The organism is Streptomyces sp. NPDC030183 (assembly GCF_055573455.1).
The window spans coordinates 108,833-127,257 of record NZ_JBVIBK010000021.1 but is presented as its reverse complement, the minus strand read 5'-3'; the positions used below and the strand labels follow the sequence as shown (position 1 = coordinate 127,257).

The 18,425-nt window shown below is 71.5% G+C and carries 9 protein-coding genes and 1 pseudogene; 3 read left to right on the top strand and 7 right to left on the bottom strand.

Features of this window, described 5'->3' with window-relative positions:
* The first annotated feature begins 10 nt into the window (after nt 1–10).
* Nucleotides 11–412, top strand: a complete 402-nt coding sequence (locus ACZ4Z2_RS25175) for a hypothetical protein (protein ID WP_468078910.1) — start codon at nt 11–13, stop codon at nt 410–412.
* Complete coding sequence (locus ACZ4Z2_RS25170) at nt 409–3,042, top strand: family 78 glycoside hydrolase catalytic domain (protein ID WP_468078909.1); 2,634 nt, start codon at nt 409–411, stop codon at nt 3,040–3,042. The genes ACZ4Z2_RS25175 and ACZ4Z2_RS25170 overlap by 4 nt, the downstream gene beginning before the upstream one ends.
* A gap of 29 nt (nt 3,043–3,071) precedes the next feature.
* Here ACZ4Z2_RS25170 and ACZ4Z2_RS25165 read toward each other — a convergent pair.
* The 3 genes and pseudogenes from ACZ4Z2_RS25165 to ACZ4Z2_RS25155 form a co-directional block, all read right to left on the bottom strand.
* Nucleotides 3,072–3,450: pseudogene (locus ACZ4Z2_RS25165) on the bottom strand (helix-turn-helix domain-containing protein); the annotation flags it as partial.
* A 1,055-nt stretch (nt 3,451–4,505) separates the two neighbouring features.
* Complete coding sequence (gene nhaA, locus ACZ4Z2_RS25160) at nt 4,506–5,822, bottom strand: Na+/H+ antiporter NhaA (protein ID WP_468078908.1); 1,317 nt, start codon at nt 5,820–5,822, stop codon at nt 4,506–4,508.
* A gap of 195 nt (nt 5,823–6,017) precedes the next feature.
* The gene (locus ACZ4Z2_RS25155; protein WP_468078907.1) at nt 6,018–7,103 is read right to left on the bottom strand and encodes a PucR family transcriptional regulator; all 1,086 of its coding nucleotides are present in this window, start codon (nt 7,101–7,103) and stop codon (nt 6,018–6,020) included.
* A gap of 916 nt (nt 7,104–8,019) precedes the next feature.
* Here ACZ4Z2_RS25155 and ACZ4Z2_RS25150 point away from each other — a divergent pair.
* Nucleotides 8,020–9,960 carry an NAD-binding protein gene (locus tag ACZ4Z2_RS25150; protein WP_468078906.1) on the top strand — a complete coding sequence of 647 codons (1,941 nt, stop codon included), beginning with the start codon at nt 8,020–8,022 and terminating at the stop codon, nt 9,958–9,960.
* Between the two features lie 752 nt (nt 9,961–10,712).
* Here ACZ4Z2_RS25150 and ACZ4Z2_RS25145 read toward each other — a convergent pair.
* The 4 genes from ACZ4Z2_RS25145 to ACZ4Z2_RS25130 form a co-directional block, all read right to left on the bottom strand.
* Nucleotides 10,713–11,024: a hypothetical protein gene (locus ACZ4Z2_RS25145; RefSeq protein ID WP_468078905.1), complete on the bottom strand. Its 312-nt coding sequence runs from the start codon at nt 11,022–11,024 to the stop codon at nt 10,713–10,715.
* A 14-nt stretch (nt 11,025–11,038) separates the two neighbouring features.
* Nucleotides 11,039–11,218, bottom strand: coding sequence for a hypothetical protein (locus tag ACZ4Z2_RS25140; protein WP_468078904.1), 180 nt, complete (start codon nt 11,216–11,218; stop codon nt 11,039–11,041).
* 69 nt (nt 11,219–11,287) lie between these two features.
* Nucleotides 11,288–16,216: a DNA repair ATPase gene (locus ACZ4Z2_RS25135; RefSeq protein WP_468078903.1), complete on the bottom strand. Its 4,929-nt coding sequence runs from the start codon at nt 16,214–16,216 to the stop codon at nt 11,288–11,290.
* Nucleotides 16,217–16,382: 166 nt separating this feature from the next.
* The gene (locus ACZ4Z2_RS25130) at nt 16,383–18,416 is read right to left on the bottom strand and encodes an SPFH domain-containing protein (RefSeq protein WP_468078902.1); all 2,034 of its coding nucleotides are present in this window, start codon (nt 18,414–18,416) and stop codon (nt 16,383–16,385) included.
* Nucleotides 18,417–18,425 lie beyond the last annotated feature (9 nt).

Here is an 18,425-nt window from a genome sequence, read left to right as displayed (position 1 = left end):
GGACCTTTCGATGGCCACCCAGCAGGAACCCGCTCCGCCCCCCGCTTGGACGCCCCCGAAGTACCTGCCACCGGTCGAACCGCTCCGCCGCCCGGACGGCAGCTCGCACTGCTCCGGAATCAGCTACGCGACGTCCATGGGATACCGGCCCCTCCAGATGGAGTTGCGGACTCCCGCGGACGCCGTCCGGCCGCCGTGCGTCGTGTGGATCCACGGAGGCGCCTGGTTTCCCGGCGACCGGCGCAGCCTGCCGGAAACCGTGGAAGGCGACGGTATCTTCGACGCCCCGCTGAACGCCGGCCTCGCTGTCGCCTCGATCGACTCCCGGCTGTCCGCCGAAGCATCCTTCCCGGCACAACTGCATGACGTCCAAGCTGACGACTCACCTCACGAGCGAGGATTGACGCGATGAACAGGCCTGGCATTGAGGCACCCCCCACGACGGACACCACAACGACAGTCACCAGGCTGCGCACCGCGGACGACTCGGGTCTCGTGGCCACCCCGTTCCCCGAACCCCGTCTGTCGTGGTCGCTGTCGACGGAGCGACCGGACGTCGTCCAGCACGCTCACGAGGTCCAGGTGTCGACAGACCTCTCCTTCAGCAACCCGGAATCAAGTGGTGAGGTCGAGTCAGACCTGGTGACCGATCACCCGTGGCCGGCCGAACCCCTGCGCAGCCGCGAGGTCCGTCACTGGCGCGTCCGGGCCCGCACCAACCTCGGGTGGACGGCGTGGAGCGAACCGGCCCGGGTGGAGGCCGCACTGCTCGAGGAAGGGGACTGGAGGGGCCGCCCCGTCCATCTCCCCAGTGACCGGGGCCGCACCCTCCCCGGCCCGGTGCCGCTTCTCCGCCGGGAGTTCGACCTCCCGGCAGAGCCGGTATCGGCCCGCCTGTACGTCACCTCACTCGGCGTCCACCACACCGCCGTCAACGGCCAGCCCGTCTCCGACGACCTGCTGGAACCAGGCTGGACCAGCTACCCCGACCGGCTGCTCTACGCCACCTACGACGTCACCGCCCTGCTCCACCCGGGAATGAACGCCCTGTCCGCCGCGGTCGGCGACGGCTGGTACCGCGGCCATCTCACCTGGTACAAGACCCGCAACGTTTACGGCGACACCACGGCTCTGCTCGCCCAGCTCGAAGTCACCCTGGCCGACGGCACCACCGTCACCATCGCCACGGACGGCCAGTGGCGCGGCGGTTACGGCGGCCTGCTGGCGACAGACCTGTACGACGGCTGCCGACGAGATCTTCGCAAGGAGCCCCACGGCTGGCGACTGCCCGGATTCGACGACCATGGCTGGGAGCAGGCAGCCCTCCTCCCCCTGCCCGCCAAGCTGGCCCAACGGGCCCACCCTCCCGTCCGGGTCGTACAGCGCATCCAGCCCGGGCAGCGCACCCTGTCCGACGGCACGATCGCCGTCGACGTCGGCGAGAACATCACCGGCTGGCTCCGCCTCCGCGCCAGTGGTCCGCCGGGAGGCACCGTCACCGTCCGGCACGCCGAGGTCCTCGACGGCGAGGGCCGCCTGCTGACCAGCATCCTGCGCGACGCGCGCGCCACCGACCAGTACATCCTGGCCGGCGGAACCGCCGAACTGGAGCCGGAGTTCACCTTCCACGGCTTCCGGTACGCCGAGATCGACGCCTCCCCAGGAGTCACGATCCAGGCCGTCGAAGTCGTCGTCGTCTCCAGCGACCTGCGCCGCATCGGCGAGTTCCACTGCTCCGACGACCGAGTCAACACGCTGTACGCCAACATCGTCCGCTCCCAGCGCGGCAACTTCCTCGCCGTCCCCACCGACTGCCCGCAACGCGACGAACGCCTCGGCTGGACCGGCGACATCATGGCCTTCGCACCCACCGCGTGCGCCACGTTCGACAGCGGCTCCTTCCTCGACAGCTGGCTCACCGACCTCGCCATCGAACAACGCCCCGACGGCGCCGTACCACTCGTGATCCCCGATGTACCGCTCGGCGAAGTACTGGAGAGCGAGCTGCCGTTCGCCGGCACCGCCGCGGGCTGGGGCGACGCCGCCACCGTCGTACCGACCGCCCTGTACGACGCCTACGGCGGGCGCAGCCTGCTCGGCCGTCACTACCCGGCGATGCGCGCCTGGGTCGAGTTCACCGCCGGCCGACTGGACGAGGACGGAACCTGGACCGGCAACGCCCAACTCGGTGACTGGCTCGATCCGGCCGCTCCTCCGGAGGACCCGACCCGCGCCACCACCGACCCTGCCTTCGTCGCCACCGCGTTCGTCGCCCACAGCGCCCGACTGCTCTCCGACGCCGCCCGCGAACTGGGCCACACCGACGACGCCGACCGGTACACGGCCCTGCACCGCCGTACCGCCGACGCCGCCTGGCGCAAGTGGGGCGACCACGCCTGCACCACCCAGACCGGCTGCGCACTCGCCCTTCAGTTCGGTATCGCGCCCCCCGCCGAGCGCGCGGCGGTGGGCGACGCCCTCGCCGCGCTGGTACGCGCCCGGGCGGGACGCATCGCCACGGGCTTCCTCGGCACTCCCTTCGTACTGCCCGCCCTCACCGCCACCGGCCACACCACCGAGGCCTACCAGCTCCTGCTCAACACCGAGTGCCCAGGCTGGCTCTACCAGGTCGAACGCGGTGCCACCACCATGTGGGAACGGTGGGACGCCATCCGCCCCGACGGCACCATCGACGTGGAGAACTGGGGCGTGCTGCTGTCGTTCAACCACTACGCCTACGGCGCCGTGGCCGCCTGGCTCTACCAGTCCGTCGCCGGACTACGACCCACCAGCCCCGGCTACCGGACGATCGAGATCGCACCCCGCCCGGGCGGCACGCTCACCTCCGCCGCGGCCTCGATCACCACCCCGTACGGAACGGCGTCCGTCTCCTGGTCGCTCAGTGACAGCACTCTCGTAGTGAACGCCGTACTACCCCCCGGCACGACCGGACGGTTCCTCCCGCCCGAAAACTGGCACTCCACACAGGCGACCAGCCTGCTCGCATCCGGAAGCCACCACCTGGTCCTCTGCACTGCTTGACCATCGGCAACAGCGTGGCGACGCCGACGGGGCCGGTCGCGTTCGTAGCGGCGGATGATCTGGCCGGTGGGCCGGTCCAGGTAGGCCAGGCGGTTCAGCCGGTGGCGGACCAGGATCCGGTGCACGGTGGAGGCGGGCAGGCCCAGGACGGGTCCGATGCGGGCGGGGCCGAGTTTGCGGTCCTGGCGCAGGCGGCAGACTTGGGCCTCCACGGTCGCCGGAGTGCGGTGCGGTGTGGTCCGGGGCCTGCTGGAGCGGTCGGCAAGGCCCGGCCTCGCCCTCGGATCGCCAGCGTCGGATCCATTTGTGGGCTGTGGGGCGGGAGATGCCCATCTCGGCGGCGACGTGCGCGACGGGGCGGCCCGAGCGGACACGTTCGACGAGCAGTCGCCTGCCGTGAACGGTCAGCCGGGCATTACGGTGGGAATGAAGGCCTCCGTGCGGTGAAGATTCGACACCTCCACCTCACACGGAGGCCTTCGCCATGATCAAGCCGGCCCAGCGTTAACAACGCTCGTGATCAATACACCTAGAGGCGGGCGTCGGTGACGGCCAGGGCCTGCCCTTTGTCTTGTCGCCGGCCACCTGGGGTGCCATGGCCCTGATCGCTGGCCTTCCCCTTGCTGCGGCTGCGGTCGCGTGTCTGTACCGGCCGCGTTCCGGTCCTTCTGCGGCGGGCTTCGGCAGCGTCTTCCCCCTGGCGAGCGTGTGCGCCCGCCAGGCTCCCTGTGAGGCGCTGACCAGGTCAGATCCCAATATCCGACAGTGGCGTCCATGTCGTCGTGTGGAGCAGCCAATGCCCGACACGCGCGCAGAAGTGTGACGGGACGTCAGTGATGCCCCCTTATGGCCCAGCCTTGTAGCCAAGTCCCTTCTACTCTCGTTTTGTGACGACTCGTCACACGACCGGTCCCGGACTATTGAACGCCCGATCGGCCCCCTTCTGGTGTCCCCTCATTGCGGGCCGGAAGGAAGCGGGCGGGGTGGTGAGGCGGGCGGTGGGGCGAGAGCGGGGGCCTGTACGGCCGCGTCGACACGGGCGGCCGCGGCGCGCAGCCCCACTGCCTGGCTCAGTGCCCTGGCCGACTCGGCGACGGGGACCAGCACCCTTCCGCGTACGCCCACACGCCGGGGATGGGTAGGGACTTCGTGCGGAGCCCATCGCACCCCGCGCGGCCGTCACCCTATCCGGCGGCGGCAAGTGAAGGCGGAGCACTCACGAGCCGCTCCGGGGGCTGTCCCTGCGGATTCGGTACAAGCCGTGCAGGCTGAGTACGACCATCCCGCCCGCGATCGTTGGCCACCATCGCGAGGCCCCGTGCCTGGACAGCTCTATGCCCTTCACCAACAAAGCTGCCGAAACCAGGACGGCCAGCCACCCCATCGCGATGTCGACCACACCGCCCCGTCCGAACGGATCCTTCACCTTCGGCTCCTTTTCTCCAGCTCGCATCGCCGAGGTCTCAGCCCGTGCCCTCGGCACCATCGCGACCCAGGGCGGCGCGCTGGTAGATGTCGGGGATGCCGTCGGCGTCCTCGTCCCGGTTCTCGGCCTCCCACAGGCGGCGGTAGACGGCGTTGCGGCGTTTGATCAGCAGGGCCGCGACGACGGCGGCGATCAGGGAGCCGAGCAGCACGGCCGCCTTGACGTGCTCGACGTCGGCCGGATCGGTGAAGGCCAGTTCGCCGATGAGCAGGGCCACGGTGAAGCCGATGCCCGCCAGTACCGCGAGGGCGAACACGTCCGCCCAGGCCAGGTCGGGGTTGAGGCGGGCCCGGGTGAAGCGGGCGGCGAGGTAGGTGCCGGCGAAGATGCCCACCGTCTTCCCCAGCACCAGGCCGAGGACCACCCCCAGTGGCTCCGGTTGCGTGGACACCGCGCCCAGGGCGGTGCCCGACACGCTCACCCCGGCGGCGAACAGCGCGAACAGCGGCACCGCCACCCCGGCCGAGACGGGCCGCAGCAGGTGTTCGGTCCGCTCCCCGGGGGAGGCGTTCTCGTCCTCGTCGCGGACCGTGCGCAGGATCAGGCCCATGGCCACACCGGCCACGGTGGCGTGCACACCGCCGTTGTACATCAGCGCCCAGATCACCAGGCCCAGCGGCACGTACCACCACCAGCCGCGCACCCGGAAGCGCTGGAGCAGATAGAACACGACCAGTCCGGCCACGGCCCCGGCGAGTGCGGCCGGGTTCAGGTCGCTGGTGAAGAAGACCGCGATGACCAGGATCGCGCCGAGGTCGTCGACCACGGCCAGGGTCAGCAGGAAGGCCCGCAGAGCGGACGGCAGGTGGGTGGAGAGGACCGCGAGGACGGCGAGCGCGAAGGCGATGTCGGTGGCCATGGGCACCGCCCAGCCCTGTGCGCTGCCGCCGCCGAGTCCGACGGTGGCCAGGTAGACGCCGGCGGGGACGGCCATGCCGCACAGGGCGGCGACCACCGGGAGGGCGGCCGTGGCCGGGGTCCGTAGCTCGCCGACCACCAGCTCACGCTTCAGCTCGATCCCGGCGACCAGGAAGAACACGGTCAGCAGCCCGTCCGCCGTCCAGTGCCCCACGGACAGGTCCAGGCCGAGCGCCGCTATCCCGAAGTGTGCGTCGCGCAGGTCCTCGTACGACCCGCTCCACGGGGTGTTCGCCCAGACCAGCGCCACCACGGCCGCCGCCAGCAGCACCAGCCCGCCGACCGTCTCCGTACGCAGGGCACGGGCCACCCGCATCTGCTCCGGCCAGGGCAGCAGGCCGAGGAAGACGGAACGCTCACGTCGTGGGGCACGCATCTGGGAAGACCTCCACAGCATCGAGTTCTGGGCATACGTGCCCCTTCGACGCCGACCAGACTTCCCGGCACACCCTGCGCCTTTGACGCGTTCTTTACACACTAACCGCCACGGCGCGGGGCATGCGGCCCGAGCGTGTCCGATGCGGGCGGGTCGCTGCGATCACCGTCACGTTTGGGTGCCTGCCGGAGCGGATCAGAGGGGTTTCGTCGGCCAGTCGAGCAGTCGGGCGCCGATCACCGCGGTCTGGAGGGTGTAGCGGTGGACCGGGTCGGACGGGTCGGCGCCGGTCAGTTTGTGGATGCGTTCGAGGCGGTACGTGAAGGCGCGCACGCTCAGCGACAGTCGCCGGGCGGCCTCGGCGGAGACGCAGCCGGAGTCGAAGTAGGCGGTGAGGGTGTCGAGGAGCGGCTGGGCGCCGCCGCGGGCCTGGCGCAGGGGGCCGAGGGCGTTCTCCACCAGGTCTGCCATGGCCTGCCGGTCGCGGGTGAGGACGGGATAGACGAGGAGATCGGCGGAGCGGAGCACGGGATCGTCGAGTTCGAGGCGTTCGGCAAGATCGAGGGCGTTGAGGGCCTCCTCGTACGACTGGACGACGCCCGCCGGTCCGGTGTGCGGGCGGCCGAGCGCCACCTGTCCGCCGCCGGTCGCGGCGAACGCCTGCTTGGCGAAGTACGCGAGGACGTCGTCCTGGTCGCCCGGGGCTACGCAGACGAGTCGGCCGTCCTTGGTGGTGAGCAGGATGCTGCGGTCGCCGAACCGGCCTCTCAGAGCGCGCTCCACCTCCCGGAGCACCGGGTCGCCCTCCTCGTAGGCGGCCGGGCCGCGGGCCACGGCGACCGCGTGCTCGTACGAGAGCCGCAGCCCGTAGCGTTCCGCGCGCTGGGCCAGTCGGCCCAGGTCGCTTCGGCCGTACAGCAGATCGTCGATGAACTCCCGACGAGCGGCCTCCTCCTGGCGCACGGCGTGGCGCTGGGCCCGTTCGTAGCCCTCGGCGAAGGCGTCAAGAGCCTGCGCGGCGACGGACAGCACGTCGTCCACGATCGGTTCGCCGCCGGTGGGCCAGTGCGCCCGGGTGGCTTTCATGTGGGCGCCGACCAGGGCACGCAGCCCGATCCCGGCCTCGGCCGCCTGTTCACCCAGGGCACGGCGCGAGGCCAGTTCGTCCCGGGAGAGCCTGCGGCCCGTGGCCGAGGCATCGGCGAGGATATCGGCGTAGCCCTCCAGATACGCCTCGTGTCCCGCTGCCCCGCGCCCCTCGGACACGTCCCGTCCCGCCATACAGGTCCCCCAGATCGAATGCGCCCTTGTCGTCTTCTTGACGCACGGTCGCAGGAGCGTACTCCCGCCCGTGCCGGAGCGCTGCCTGCCCCCGGCAAGGAGATACCGGTTCGGGCAGGGGGATGCCGAGGCGGGCAGTCCGTCGAAGGGCGGTCGGCCGACGCGGCGCCTGAGCGGCCCCCAGGTGTGCCGGGGAGTCTGGTCGGCGGTCATGTCGGCCTGCCCCGGAGGCTCTGATGCACCTCTTCCGTTTCCGCCGTCGTCAGTCCGGTCCCGAGCCGCATCGGGGACATGAAGCGGTGCGGCTGCGCGGTCACCTCGACTCCCGCAGTGCCCCTGCCACGGGAAGCGCCTCTGCGGCCTGATCGGCGAGGGCCCGGAGGTCTTGGAGGTGGGCATGACGGAGGTGAGCCACCTCAGCCCTGAAGGGTGCGCGGCGCTCTGCACGGCTCTGCGGGCCGCCCGTAAGCACGGCACACGACTCACCATCACCCACCCCGACGATCAGGCACGGTCGGCCATGCGGAAGATCGGCCTGACACGGGCCCTCACTCGTTCTCTTCCCGACGGAGATCCCACCGCACTCTGACGCTCGTCCCGGGCAGCGCACGATGCCGGAACCCGGCAACGAACGGACGCCCGTGGCTGCGCGCCAAGAACCTGTCAACGCCGAGTAAAGGACCTGTACGGTGCCCCCGGTGTGCCGGGAAGTCTGGTCGGCGGTCTTGGGAGAGCTCTCTTCGCCGATCGGGGGTCCTGTTCATGGTGCTCGTCGTGGTCTTCGGGCTGCTGGAACGACTCGTCGGAGGAGGTTCGTGAAGGGCCGGAAGGCCGGGAAGAGCCGGATGGCCGTCGCCGTGGACCGTCGGGGATGTGTATCGGTACGCATTCGTCCTGACGGGCAGGGAGGGCCCGTATGACGGTGTCGGTGTTCCCGCACTCCGCACGGCGCGCTCCCCTGTCGGGCCACATGATCGTGTGCGGTGACGACGCGCTCGCCGAGCGGCTGGCCGGCGAACTCACCACGGTGTACCGGGAACGGGTCATCCTCGTCGTACCGCCGACGCCCCGGTCCGGCACCGTCGCGCGAGCGCGCGCCTCCGCTCTGTTGGGCCGGGTGCAGTCCGTGATCGGGCGGACGGACACCGGTCCGGACGCGCCGCGCGTGATCGAGGCGCCCGATCCGGACGAGACCGTGCTGGCCGAAGCCGGCGTGCGCGAGGCCGCCGCACTGGCTCTGGTCCATGGGGACGACGAGAGCAACATCCGCGCCGCGCTCGCCGCCCGCCGGCTCAACCCCCGGCTGCGCCTGGTCATCCGTCTCTACAACCGCAAGCTCGGACAGCACCTGGAGGAACTCCTCGACCAGGCAGCCGCCCTGGCCGTGCCCGGCCTCGACCCGGCAGCCCTGGACACCTCCACCACCGTCCTGTCGGACGCGGACACCGCGGCTCCCGCGCTCGCGGCCACCGCCATCGCCGGCACGAGCAAGGTCGTCCAGGCCGACGGGCTGCTGCTGCGTGCGGTGGAACGCACACCACCGGCCGCCGGCGAAGTGGCCGACCCCGGCCTGTGCACGCTCGCCCTGCTGTCGTCGACCAGTGACGACCCGGCCGGTGCGGAGGGTTCGGACGCCAGCGGCCGGGAGGGGCCGGTACTGCTGCCGGACGACGAGACGGTGGCCGCCGCCACCGGACGCGGCACGGTCGTCCTGGAGACCGTCACCCACACCGGCTCCGCTCCCCCACCGGGCCGCCTCGCCGGACGAGGTGTACCGCTCGCCACCCTGTTCCCGGCCCGGCTGCGCTGGTCACTGGCCGGACTGGTGACCTGTGTGCTGGCTCTCGCCGTCGCCACCGCCCTGACCAGCGGCGGTCACCCGCTCCACGCCGCCTACCTCACGCTGCTCGACCTCTTCGCCATCAACGACCCCGCCCTCGACGAGGCCACGAGCCGTCAGGTGCTCCAACTCCTCGCCGGCCTGGCCGGGCTGCTGTTCCTGCCCGTGCTGTTCGCCGCCGCCCTGGAGGCGTTCGGCACCTTCCGCACCGCCTCCGCCCTGCGCCGCCCGCCCCGCTCCCTGTCCGGCCACGTCGTCCTGCTCGGCCTCGGCAAGATCGGCACCCGCGTCCTGTCCCGGCTGCACGAACTCGGCATCCCCGTGGTGTGCGTCGAGGAGGACCCCGAGGCACGCGGCATCCCGCTCGCCCGCCGTCTGCGCGTACCCACCGTCCTCGGCGACGTCACCCAGGAAGGCGTCCTGGAAGCTGCCAGGGTCGACCGGGCCCACGCCCTGCTCGCCCTCACCAGCAACGACACCACCAACCTCGAAGCCGCCCTGTACGCCCGCTCCCTCGCGGCCCATCTGCGCGTGGCCCTGCGCCTGTACGACGACGACTTCGCCACCGCCGTCCACCGCACCCTGCGCGCCGCCCACCCCCACGCCCTCACCCGCAGCCGCAGCGTCTCCACCCTCGCCGCACCCGCCTTCGCGGGAGCCATGATGGGCCGCCAGATCCTTGGCGCCATCCCCGTGGAACGCCGTGTCCTGCTCTTCGCGGCCCTGGACGTCGCCGGGCACCCTCAGCTGGCGGGCCGCACCGTCGCCGAGTCCTTCCGCCCCGGCGCCTGGCGCGTCCTCGCCCTGGACACCGCCGCCCCCGACGACCGCCTCCCCGACCTCGCCAGCACCCCGGCCCACGACGACACCGAACGACCCACCGGCCTTGTGTGGGAGCCGCACCCCGGGTACGTCCTGCGCGCCCAGGACCGGGTAGTCCTCGCCACCACCCGCCAGGGCCTCGCCGAACTCCTCGGGCGGCAACCGCAGGTCCGATCACGTGCCCCCGGCCCGTGACGTGGACATCGACCAGCACCCCGGCGACCGCCTGTCTCGGAGGCACCCCCGTGAACATCCCCGGCCTCACTGCGTACACCCGGACGCGGCGCGCCGCGCGCAGAGACAGCAGACGGCAGCGTCAAGAGACCCGTGAACAACGGCTCGCCTGCTGGCCCAGGAACCGGCACCACCGGCCGCGCCGCCGAACTGGCGGGCCGGCTGGGGAGGGCGGGTCCCGCCGTCCTGTGGTGTTCACAGTTCCTGTGGTTCGTGCTGCGCCCCGACGTTGCGGGAAGGGCCGGCAACACTCCGGGGGACTGGGTCTTCCTGTGCTGGGCGACCGTTTTCGCCACGTGTGGCGTGCCGCCTGGGGATGTGGCGAGTCTCCACGGGCCACAGTGATGTGTGGATACGACGGTTCTGGGTCGTCAGGTTCCTTCCGTGGCAGCAGATCAGCCGGGTGGACATGCGGCGCGGCGGCCTGCTGGAGCTCTTCGACGGCCGCAGTCAACCCGTGGCCGGGCTGTATGGCCCTGCCCGGCTCTCGGCCGTCCCGACACCGGACAGGAGGCGGCCGACATCCGGACGGTCATGGCCCGCCACCCCCGTCTGCGGCCGGTCACGGATCCGGGCCGACGGCTCAGAGGGACACCGTTCGTCGTGTGGTCACCCTTGGCCCTGGGTGTCGTCGCCTTGGCGGGTCTGCTCCCCTGACGTCGGCCGGGGCCCCGGCCGGCAGGGTTCCGGGCCTTCGGCAGGGTTCCTGGGCGTCAGCGCGAAGCCCGGTTGTCCTTGACGGCGGACACGACGAACAGAACGGCCGCGAGGCCGTAGAACCCGATCCCTGCAAGCATGGCGGCCATGACCACGTCGTACGAGGCGTTCGCTATGCGGGGCACCCCGTTGGCCACCATGCCGCCGTACAAGCACAGAAGCGCGTAGGCACGGGGCCGCAGGCCGCCGGTGTGCCGACGTCGCATCCACGGCGGGACCCAGCCACGCAGGACCGCGATCGCCGGGGGCAGCATCAGGGCACTGGCGACGGCCAGAGCGATCCAGTGGTAGAGCGGACTGCCGTGCATGTCGGCCCCTCCTTTCACCGGAGCCGGTCGATCAGCCGAACCGCTCCGGCGACCGCGAGACAGGTGGTGCCGGCCAGCAGTACGGGAAGACCGGGCCCGGGCAGCACCCACATCACCGCGCCGCACAGTGCGAGCACCGCACCGGCGGCCGCGAGCGAACGCGTGACCGTGCGCCTAGTGAGAGGGCGGGCCATCAGGTGACTCCAGGGAAGAGGAAGGGGACGCTTACCGCGCCGGAAACTATCGCATATGCCAAGGGAATATCAGTTGCCCTCCGTGTCGCCCACGGGGTGGGCGGCGTGCCGGGCGTTCGGGTTGGCGAGCAGGTTCCGGGGGTCCGCGGCCCGAGCGATGGCGGACTCGACGGCGGCGATCCGGTCGGCGAGCAGGCCGAGTGCGGCGACCGCGCGCGTGAGCTGATCGTCGTCCGGGCCGCCGAGGGCTTGGGTACGGACGTACGCCGTCTTCACCTCCGTCCAGCGGGCGACCTGTTCCGGGGTGAGCGTGCCCCGCAGTTCGGCCAGCTTGAGGAGGTTCGACTCGGCTCCGGTGGTGAGGGTCTGGGCCTCGGCCGCGTAGTGGTCGTCGATCAGGGCGGCCAGTTCGGTGTCGTTCATGACCGGCTGGACGCGCTGGGCGATCTTGTTCATGTTGCGGTAGGAGCCCTGGAGCCGGAAGGGCGGCTCGGTGCGGGTGGTGTCCGACTGGGCAGCGGAGGCGATGTACGCGGCGTTCACCGCCAGGACCGTCTCCCGGATCGTGAGCAGGTGGCTCAGGACCGCGAGGATCCGCTCCAGCTCGGCGGGGGCGTACGGGTGGGTGAGCCGGTCGGCGCGGGCCGTGGGGTCGTGCCCGGCGAGCCGGATCAGCAGGTCGAGGTCGGCGCGGTCGCGGCCCGCGAGCGGGGCGAGTACGGGGTGGGAGGTGAGGGCGTTCTCGATGAAGCTGAGCGCGAAGGCGTCCTCCTTGCCGGTGAGGACGTCACCGAGGTTCCACACGTCGGCCCGGTTGGCGAGCATGTCGGGGACGCGGAAGCGGCTGCCGGACTCGGTGTAGGGGTTGCCCGCCATGCAGACGGCGAATCGCTTGCCGCGCAGGTCGTACGTGCGCGGCTCGCCGTCCCGTACGCCCTCGACGCGGCGGGTGGCGTCGCACAGCGGGATGAACCTCTGCAGCAGTTCGGGCGAGGTGTGCTGGATGTCGTCCAGGTACAGGAGGGTGTTGTTGCCCGCCTCCAGCGCGAAGTTGATCTTCTCGATCTCCCGGCGTGCGGTGGCATTGGGGGCCTCGGCGGGATCGAGCGAGGTCACCGTGTGGCCGAGGGCGGGGCCGCTGATCTTCACCAGCATCAAGCCGAGCCGGTCGGCGACGTACTCCATGAGGGTCGTCTTGCCGTAGCCGGGCGGGGAGACGAGCAGCAGCAGGCCGCCGGTGCCGGTGCGCCTGGACTCGCCCGTGGTGCCGAGCTGCTTGGCGAGGCTGTCCCCGATGAGCGGGAGGTACACCTCGTCGACGAGCCGGTTGCGGACGAATCCGGACATGATCCTCGGGCGGTGCTCATCGAGGCGCAGCCGGGCGCGTTCGGTGGTCGTCAGGGTGGTGCGGCGACGTTGGTAGGCGCGGTGGGCGGGAACCTCGTGGGTCCGGAACGCGTGGGTGCGGGCGAGAAGTTCGTCGACGCGGACCGTGAGGGTGCCGCCGGTGACGCGGGGGTGGGTGCCGAGCAGTCCCTCGACCGTCTCGGTCAGGCGCGCGTCGCACGTGTAGCGGGTCAGTTCCGGGCACAGCTCGGCGGCCACCGCCTCCGCCAGGTCACCGGGCGCGAGGTCCGCGCCGGTGGAGGCGGCGTAGGCGGACAGCCACGCCTCGACCAGCTGCCGGCGTGCCCGCAGGTCGCCGAGGGCGGTGAGGTCCTCGTCGTACGCCGAAGTCCCCACCGTGCGGCGGAACTTTTCGAGCAGGGTGCGGGCACCTGCGGCGATGACGAAGCCGTCGGCGCCGCCGGTGAGTTCCTCGAAGAGGTAGGCCGCGGCGGCGTCCGCGGTGGGTCCGCCGATCGCTCGCGCCAGCTCGCCCCGCAGGTCGGCGATGGCGGGGGCGAGCCCGAACGTCTCGCGGGCGCGGGCGAGTGACATGGCCCGGCGGGTCCACACCTCGCGCTCCTCGGCCGTCGTGGCGTGCGCCCAGAACAGCTGGGCGCACGCGCGGGCTGCCGGCTCGTGGCGGAGCGGACCCGCGTTCTCGTGCAGGCGGAGCAGCGCGGTCAGGATCAGGACCGTGTCGTGGTCGTGGACTCCGCGCTCGTATCCCTCGTCGTACGCCTCCTGCGCGGCCCGGCGTACGAGGGCGGGCAGGTCCGTGGTTTCGGCGAGGGCCGTCGCGCCGTGCTCGTCGAGCAGCCGGGCGGCGAGGTGTTCGGCGCGGTAGACGTCCGGGGACTCCGACGACAGCGGGCGCTCCCAGTACGGGCGGGTCGCGGCGAAGTCGGGGTCGGTGACCGGGGAGCGGTAGTCGGTGGCGGTGATCGCGAAGGCCAGGCCGTCGCCGTGCGGGACGAGGGCGAGGTCGAGGGGCTGGGTGTTCACCGCGAAACGGTGGCTGCCCAGGCGGATCGTGCGACCGTCGTCGCCGTAGAGGTCGGTGCGGTCGCGCAGGGCGCGCAGGGCCTCCTGGCGAGCGGCCTTCAGGTGGCCGTCCAGCTCGCCCGCCCGTACCTGGTCGCCGAGTTGCCGCAGGTCATCGGCGCTGCGGCGGACCTTGGCGGGCATCGGGTCGGAGGCGAAGTACGTGGTGACCGCGTCCGCGTCGGGGAGGGAGGCGGCGCGGCGGGTGACCGTGCGCAGGACCCGGGCCGCCGAATCGGCGAGGCGCTCGGCGCGGCGGGCGCGGGCGTCGGCGAGGTTCTGCTTGCGGAAGGAGAACGTCTCGTGGATCTCGTCGCGCTTGTCGGCCAGCTCCCCGAGGAAGTCGTCGAACTCGGCGGACTCCGAGAACCGCGCCTCCAGGTTCTCCAGCTGTGCCAGCAGGCGGGCGAGCTGCTCGTCGCATGCCTCGGGGGTGTCGGCGGAAGCGAGGGCACCGGTGACCGCCTGCCCCAGCAGGGTGAACTCGGCTGTGAACTCGGCACGTCCCTCTCGGTCGAGGAGCTCGCGGCGGCGGCCGTCGAGCACGGCACGGGCTCGGTTGACACCGGCCAGGACCTCGGCGATCCGCTCCAGGACGGACGTACGGACGGTGGCGTCGCCGATGTCGAGTCCCGCGACGACCTCGGTCACCGTGCCCAGTCCGTCCGCCAGTCGGTCGACGCGGGCGGCGACGGGCGTGGCCTCGGCGACCGTGGCGATGGCGGCGGCGTCCATGAGGAGGCGCTCGACATCCGCGTGGTGGTCGGCGAAGGCATCCTCGCGCGCCAGCTGGGCGACCGCCCGCCGGCCGAACGCGGCGAGGTCGGACTCGACGTCCGCGGCCAGTTCGTCGATGCGCGCCGTGTCGGCGTACCGCATGTCCCTGAGCGTGAGCAGCTGCCCCTGCGCCTGCCGGAGTTCGGTGAGGCCGGACACCCAGGCGGCGGCGCCCCGCAGGGTCTCCCCGCGCAGTCGGCGCACCACCTGGGCGACCCGGTCCGCGGCCTCACCGAGCGCGTCGGCGGCCTGCCGGGTGAGCGCCTGTACGGTCTCGAACTCGGCCAGTACCTGCTCGGCCGTCGTCCGCACGTCCGTGAGCGGCTCCCGCAGATCGCCGAGTTCGGCGTCCTCCAGCCAGTGGTGGGTGTCCGCGGCCCGGACGCAGGCCGCGACCAGCGCCTCGTACACCTCGCTCGTCGGGGTCGTCCCGGCGACCGCGCCGGCAATGGAGAGGCAGTCGGAGATGCCGCGCACGAGGTCGGCGTTCCCGACGCGGGCGAGCGGGCCGTCCCCGAGGGGCCGGGCGGCGGCGTGGGTGTCGGAGACGTAGGGGGATCTCCACAGCTGGACCGGGTGGACGCGCTGTGGCTCCTCGCCCTCGGCACGCAGCAGGAAGAGCGTGCCGTCGTCGAGGAGGGCCCAGCCCCGGCAGGTCAGCGGGGTTGCGGTCTCCTTGCGGATCACGTTGTACGGCAGCAGCAGGCTGCGGCCCGCCTCGGGGGCGTGGAACGCGAAGAGGACGTCCTCGCCGTTGGGTGAGCGGACCACCCGGTCGAACTCCAGGTCGTCGGCACCGATGCCGTCGAAGGTCCTGTGCGTGCCGTTCGCCAGGCAGTAGCCGCCGGGGAAGACGATGCCCTGGTCCTCCGGCAGGCGGCGGCACGCCGGGCCGATGCCGTCGAGACGGACGACACTCCTTGTGAGCGTGTTAAACACCAGGTACCGGTGGGCGTCCTCCTTGTAGGGCCGGATACGCAGCAGGACGAGAGTGCCCACCCGCGCGTACGCGATGTCGGCATCGGCGAGTGACTGCAACGGCTCGTCGACGGGCTCGGAGTGGATCCCCTCGCCTGTCTCCGTGTCGTCCTCGACCTTGACGGTGAGGGCGCCCCCGACAGTCGTGACGAAGACCTCTCCCTCGACGGACACATGCGGGTGACGGCCGAGAACATGGTCCTCGCGGCTCGCCTCGGTCCACGCGAAGTCGTGGGCGGGTGGCGGCACGTGGTCGCGGTCGCCGCGCGCGTCGAGGAAGGACACCTGTACGTCGTCGGTGAGCGCCCAGCGCAGGACGCGGATGTCGTCGGCCTTCTCACCTGTACGGAAGACGGCCAGGAGCCTGCCGTCGACACGGCTCAGGCGCAGCAGGTGGGCCTGGCGGTAGTAACGGTGCAGTGCCGTGAACTCCGCCACGAAGTCGGGATCATCGAGCAGACCGGGCACGGCGGCCTCGGGCAGCCGGTTCAGGTCGCGGTCGTACAGCGCGAAGACGTCGCTCACGGCCGTCTCGGGTCGCCGACCGGTGTGGGCGTTGCGGCCGAGGAGCAGCACGTCACCGAGGGAGACTAGGTCCCGGGGCACACAGGAGTGTTCGGTGCGCAGCCGCTCGGTGCCGGCGAGTTCGAGGCGCGTCGAGCCGAACTCCTGGGCGCGGCGGATGTTGAGGGCCTCGGCGCGGCGGGCGAGTTCGGCGGCCTGCGCGGTGAGCCGGTCACGCAGCACGTCGTACGTACCCGTGTCGAGCGCCTCGTACGTGCGGGTGTCCAGGCCCGTCGTCCCGGTGGTCATGCGATCGTTCCCTCTCGGATGTCACTCGGAAGTCTCACGAGGTCGGGGACTCTCCGAAGTGGAAGCTCCTGGGTCGGCAGGACACGGTCCGGAGCTGCCGTCCCCTGTGCGGCAGCTCCGGACCGTTGAGCGGCCCCGGGTTGGTGGGCCCGCGCCGCTCGGCCTTTCAGCTCCTGGCGTTGCCGTTCAGCGCGGCGAGCGAGGTGTCCGCGACCCCCAGCTCACCCGCCCTGTCGAGCAGTTGCCGCAGAGCTCCGGAGTCGGCGCCGCCCGTCTTCATCAGCTTCATCAGCAGCGCGGAGACGGTCAGATCCCGCACGTCGGCCGTGGAGACCGAGCCCAGGGCGCGGGTGAGGTCGTCGGTGAAGCTCGCCGTGCCGTCCAGCCACGGCCCCGCCAGTGCCTGAGCGGTCTCGGAGTGCTGGACGAAGTAGTCGACGCCCTTGCCGAGCGAGATCGCCCCGACCAGCCGGTCGAAGAAGACCGACTCCCCTCCCACGATGTTGATGTCGGCGTTCTCCAGGCCGGTGGCGAGCACCGTGGCCTGCGCCTCGGCCACCTGCCGCTGCACGTCAAGCCCGGCCAGGCGGATGTCCTTCTCCGCCGCCAGCCGCAGCCGGTACTCCTCGTGCGCACGGGACGCCTCGTCGAGCGCGGCCATCGCGGCGGCCTTCTCGGTGAGGCCGGCCGCCTCGGCCTTCAGCTTCTCGCCGATGCCCTCGGCCTCGGCGAGCGCCTGTGCCCGCGCGCCCTCCGCCTCCGCCCGCATACGTGCCTCGGTGGCCTCGGCCTCCGCGCGGCCGGCCTTCTCGATGACCTCCGCCTCCTTGTCACGGACCTGGACAGCGGCCAGGCCCTCGGCCGCCACCTCCGCCTGCACGCCCTCGGCGAGGCGCAGCTTGGCCCGCGCGTCGAGGTCGGCCGTCTTCAACCGGGCCTCGGCCAGGGTGAGTTCCTCGGCGGCCCGGTGGGTGGCGGCCTGCTCGGCGGCCTCCGCCGCCTTGATGTCCTTGACCAGCCTCTCCTGGGCCTCCGCCTCCGCGGCGATGATCACGGCCTGCCGCTGCCGCTCCGCCTCCTCCACGGCCCGCAGCTTCTTGATGGACTCCTCCTGCTCGGCGACCGTACGGTCCACGGCAACCCGCTCCCGGATGACCTCGGCGATCTCCCGCTTCTCGGCCTCGACCTCCTTCTCGGCGGCGATCCGCGTCAACTGGGTCTCCCGCTCCCGGGCGATGGCTTCAAGAAGCCGGTCCTTCTCGATGCGCTCGCTCTCCACGGCGATGACCCGCTCGCGGTTTTTCGCGGCGACGGCGACCTCGCGGGCCTGGTTCTCGCGCTGGATGCCCAGCTGCTCCTCGGTCTTGAGGAACGCGCCCTGCGCCCGCAGTCGCTCCTCCTCCACCACCCGGGCGGTCTCGGCCTCTTCCCTCGCCCGTACGGTGTCGATCTCCCGCCGCTGCTTGATCTCGGCGTCGGCCTGGCGGCGCTCCAGCTCCAGGATGGTCTCCCGGGCGTCGACGTTCTGCCGGGTGATCTCCTTCTCCTCGGTGCGCTGGGCCTCGTTGGTGCGTACGTGCTCAACGGCCGTCAGCTCGGTGATCTTCCGGATGCCCTGGGCGTCGAGGACGTTGGCCGGGTCGAGCTGGGTCAGCGGCGTCTGCTCCAGGTAGTCGATCGCCGCGTCCTCCAAGTGATAACCGTTGAGGTCGACACCGATGACCTCGATGATCCGGTACCGCAGCTCCTCACGTTTGGTGTAGAGGTCGGTGAAGTCCATCTGCTTGCCGACGGTCTTCAGCGCCTCGGAGAACTTCGCGTGGAACAGCTCCTGGAGTGTGTTCCGGTCACTCGCCCGTGCCGTACCGACCGCCTGGGCGACCTTGACGACGTCCTCCACGGTCTTGTTGACCTTCACGAAGAACGAGATCCGGATGTCCGCCCGGATGTTGTCCCGGCAGATCAGACCTTCCTTGCCGGCCCGGGTGATCTCGATGGTCTTCACCGAGATGTCCATCACCTCGGCCTTGTGCAGCACGGGCAGCACGACCTGCCCCGTGAAGGTCACATCGACCTTCCTCGTCTTGGACACGATCAGCGCCTTGCCCTGCTCCACCTTGCGGAACAGCCGGGAGAAAAGGAGGAGGACGAGGAGCGCTATGAGCAGGCAGACGCCAGCGCCCACGATCATGGCAGTCATGAGGAACAT

Excerpts from the sequence above, each read along its gene's own strand:
- ACZ4Z2_RS25175 (WP_468078910.1), top strand. The coding sequence starts at position 11 with ATGGCCACCCAGCAGGAACCCGCTCCGCCCCCCGCTTGGACGCCCCCG.
- ACZ4Z2_RS25170 (WP_468078909.1), top strand. The coding sequence starts at position 409 with ATGAACAGGCCTGGCATTGAGGCACCCCCCACGACGGACACCACAACG.
- nhaA (WP_468078908.1), bottom strand. The coding sequence starts at position 5,822 with ATGCGTGCCCCACGACGTGAGCGTTCCGTCTTCCTCGGCCTGCTGCCC.
- ACZ4Z2_RS25155 (WP_468078907.1), bottom strand. The coding sequence starts at position 7,103 with ATGGCGGGACGGGACGTGTCCGAGGGGCGCGGGGCAGCGGGACACGAG.
- ACZ4Z2_RS25150 (WP_468078906.1), top strand. The coding sequence starts at position 8,020 with ATGACGGTGTCGGTGTTCCCGCACTCCGCACGGCGCGCTCCCCTGTCG.
- ACZ4Z2_RS25145 (WP_468078905.1), bottom strand. The coding sequence starts at position 11,024 with ATGCACGGCAGTCCGCTCTACCACTGGATCGCTCTGGCCGTCGCCAGT.
- ACZ4Z2_RS25140 (WP_468078904.1), bottom strand. The coding sequence starts at position 11,218 with ATGGCCCGCCCTCTCACTAGGCGCACGGTCACGCGTTCGCTCGCGGCC.
- ACZ4Z2_RS25135 (WP_468078903.1), bottom strand. The coding sequence starts at position 16,216 with ATGACCACCGGGACGACGGGCCTGGACACCCGCACGTACGAGGCGCTC.
- ACZ4Z2_RS25130 (WP_468078902.1), bottom strand. The coding sequence starts at position 18,416 with ATGACTGCCATGATCGTGGGCGCTGGCGTCTGCCTGCTCATAGCGCTC.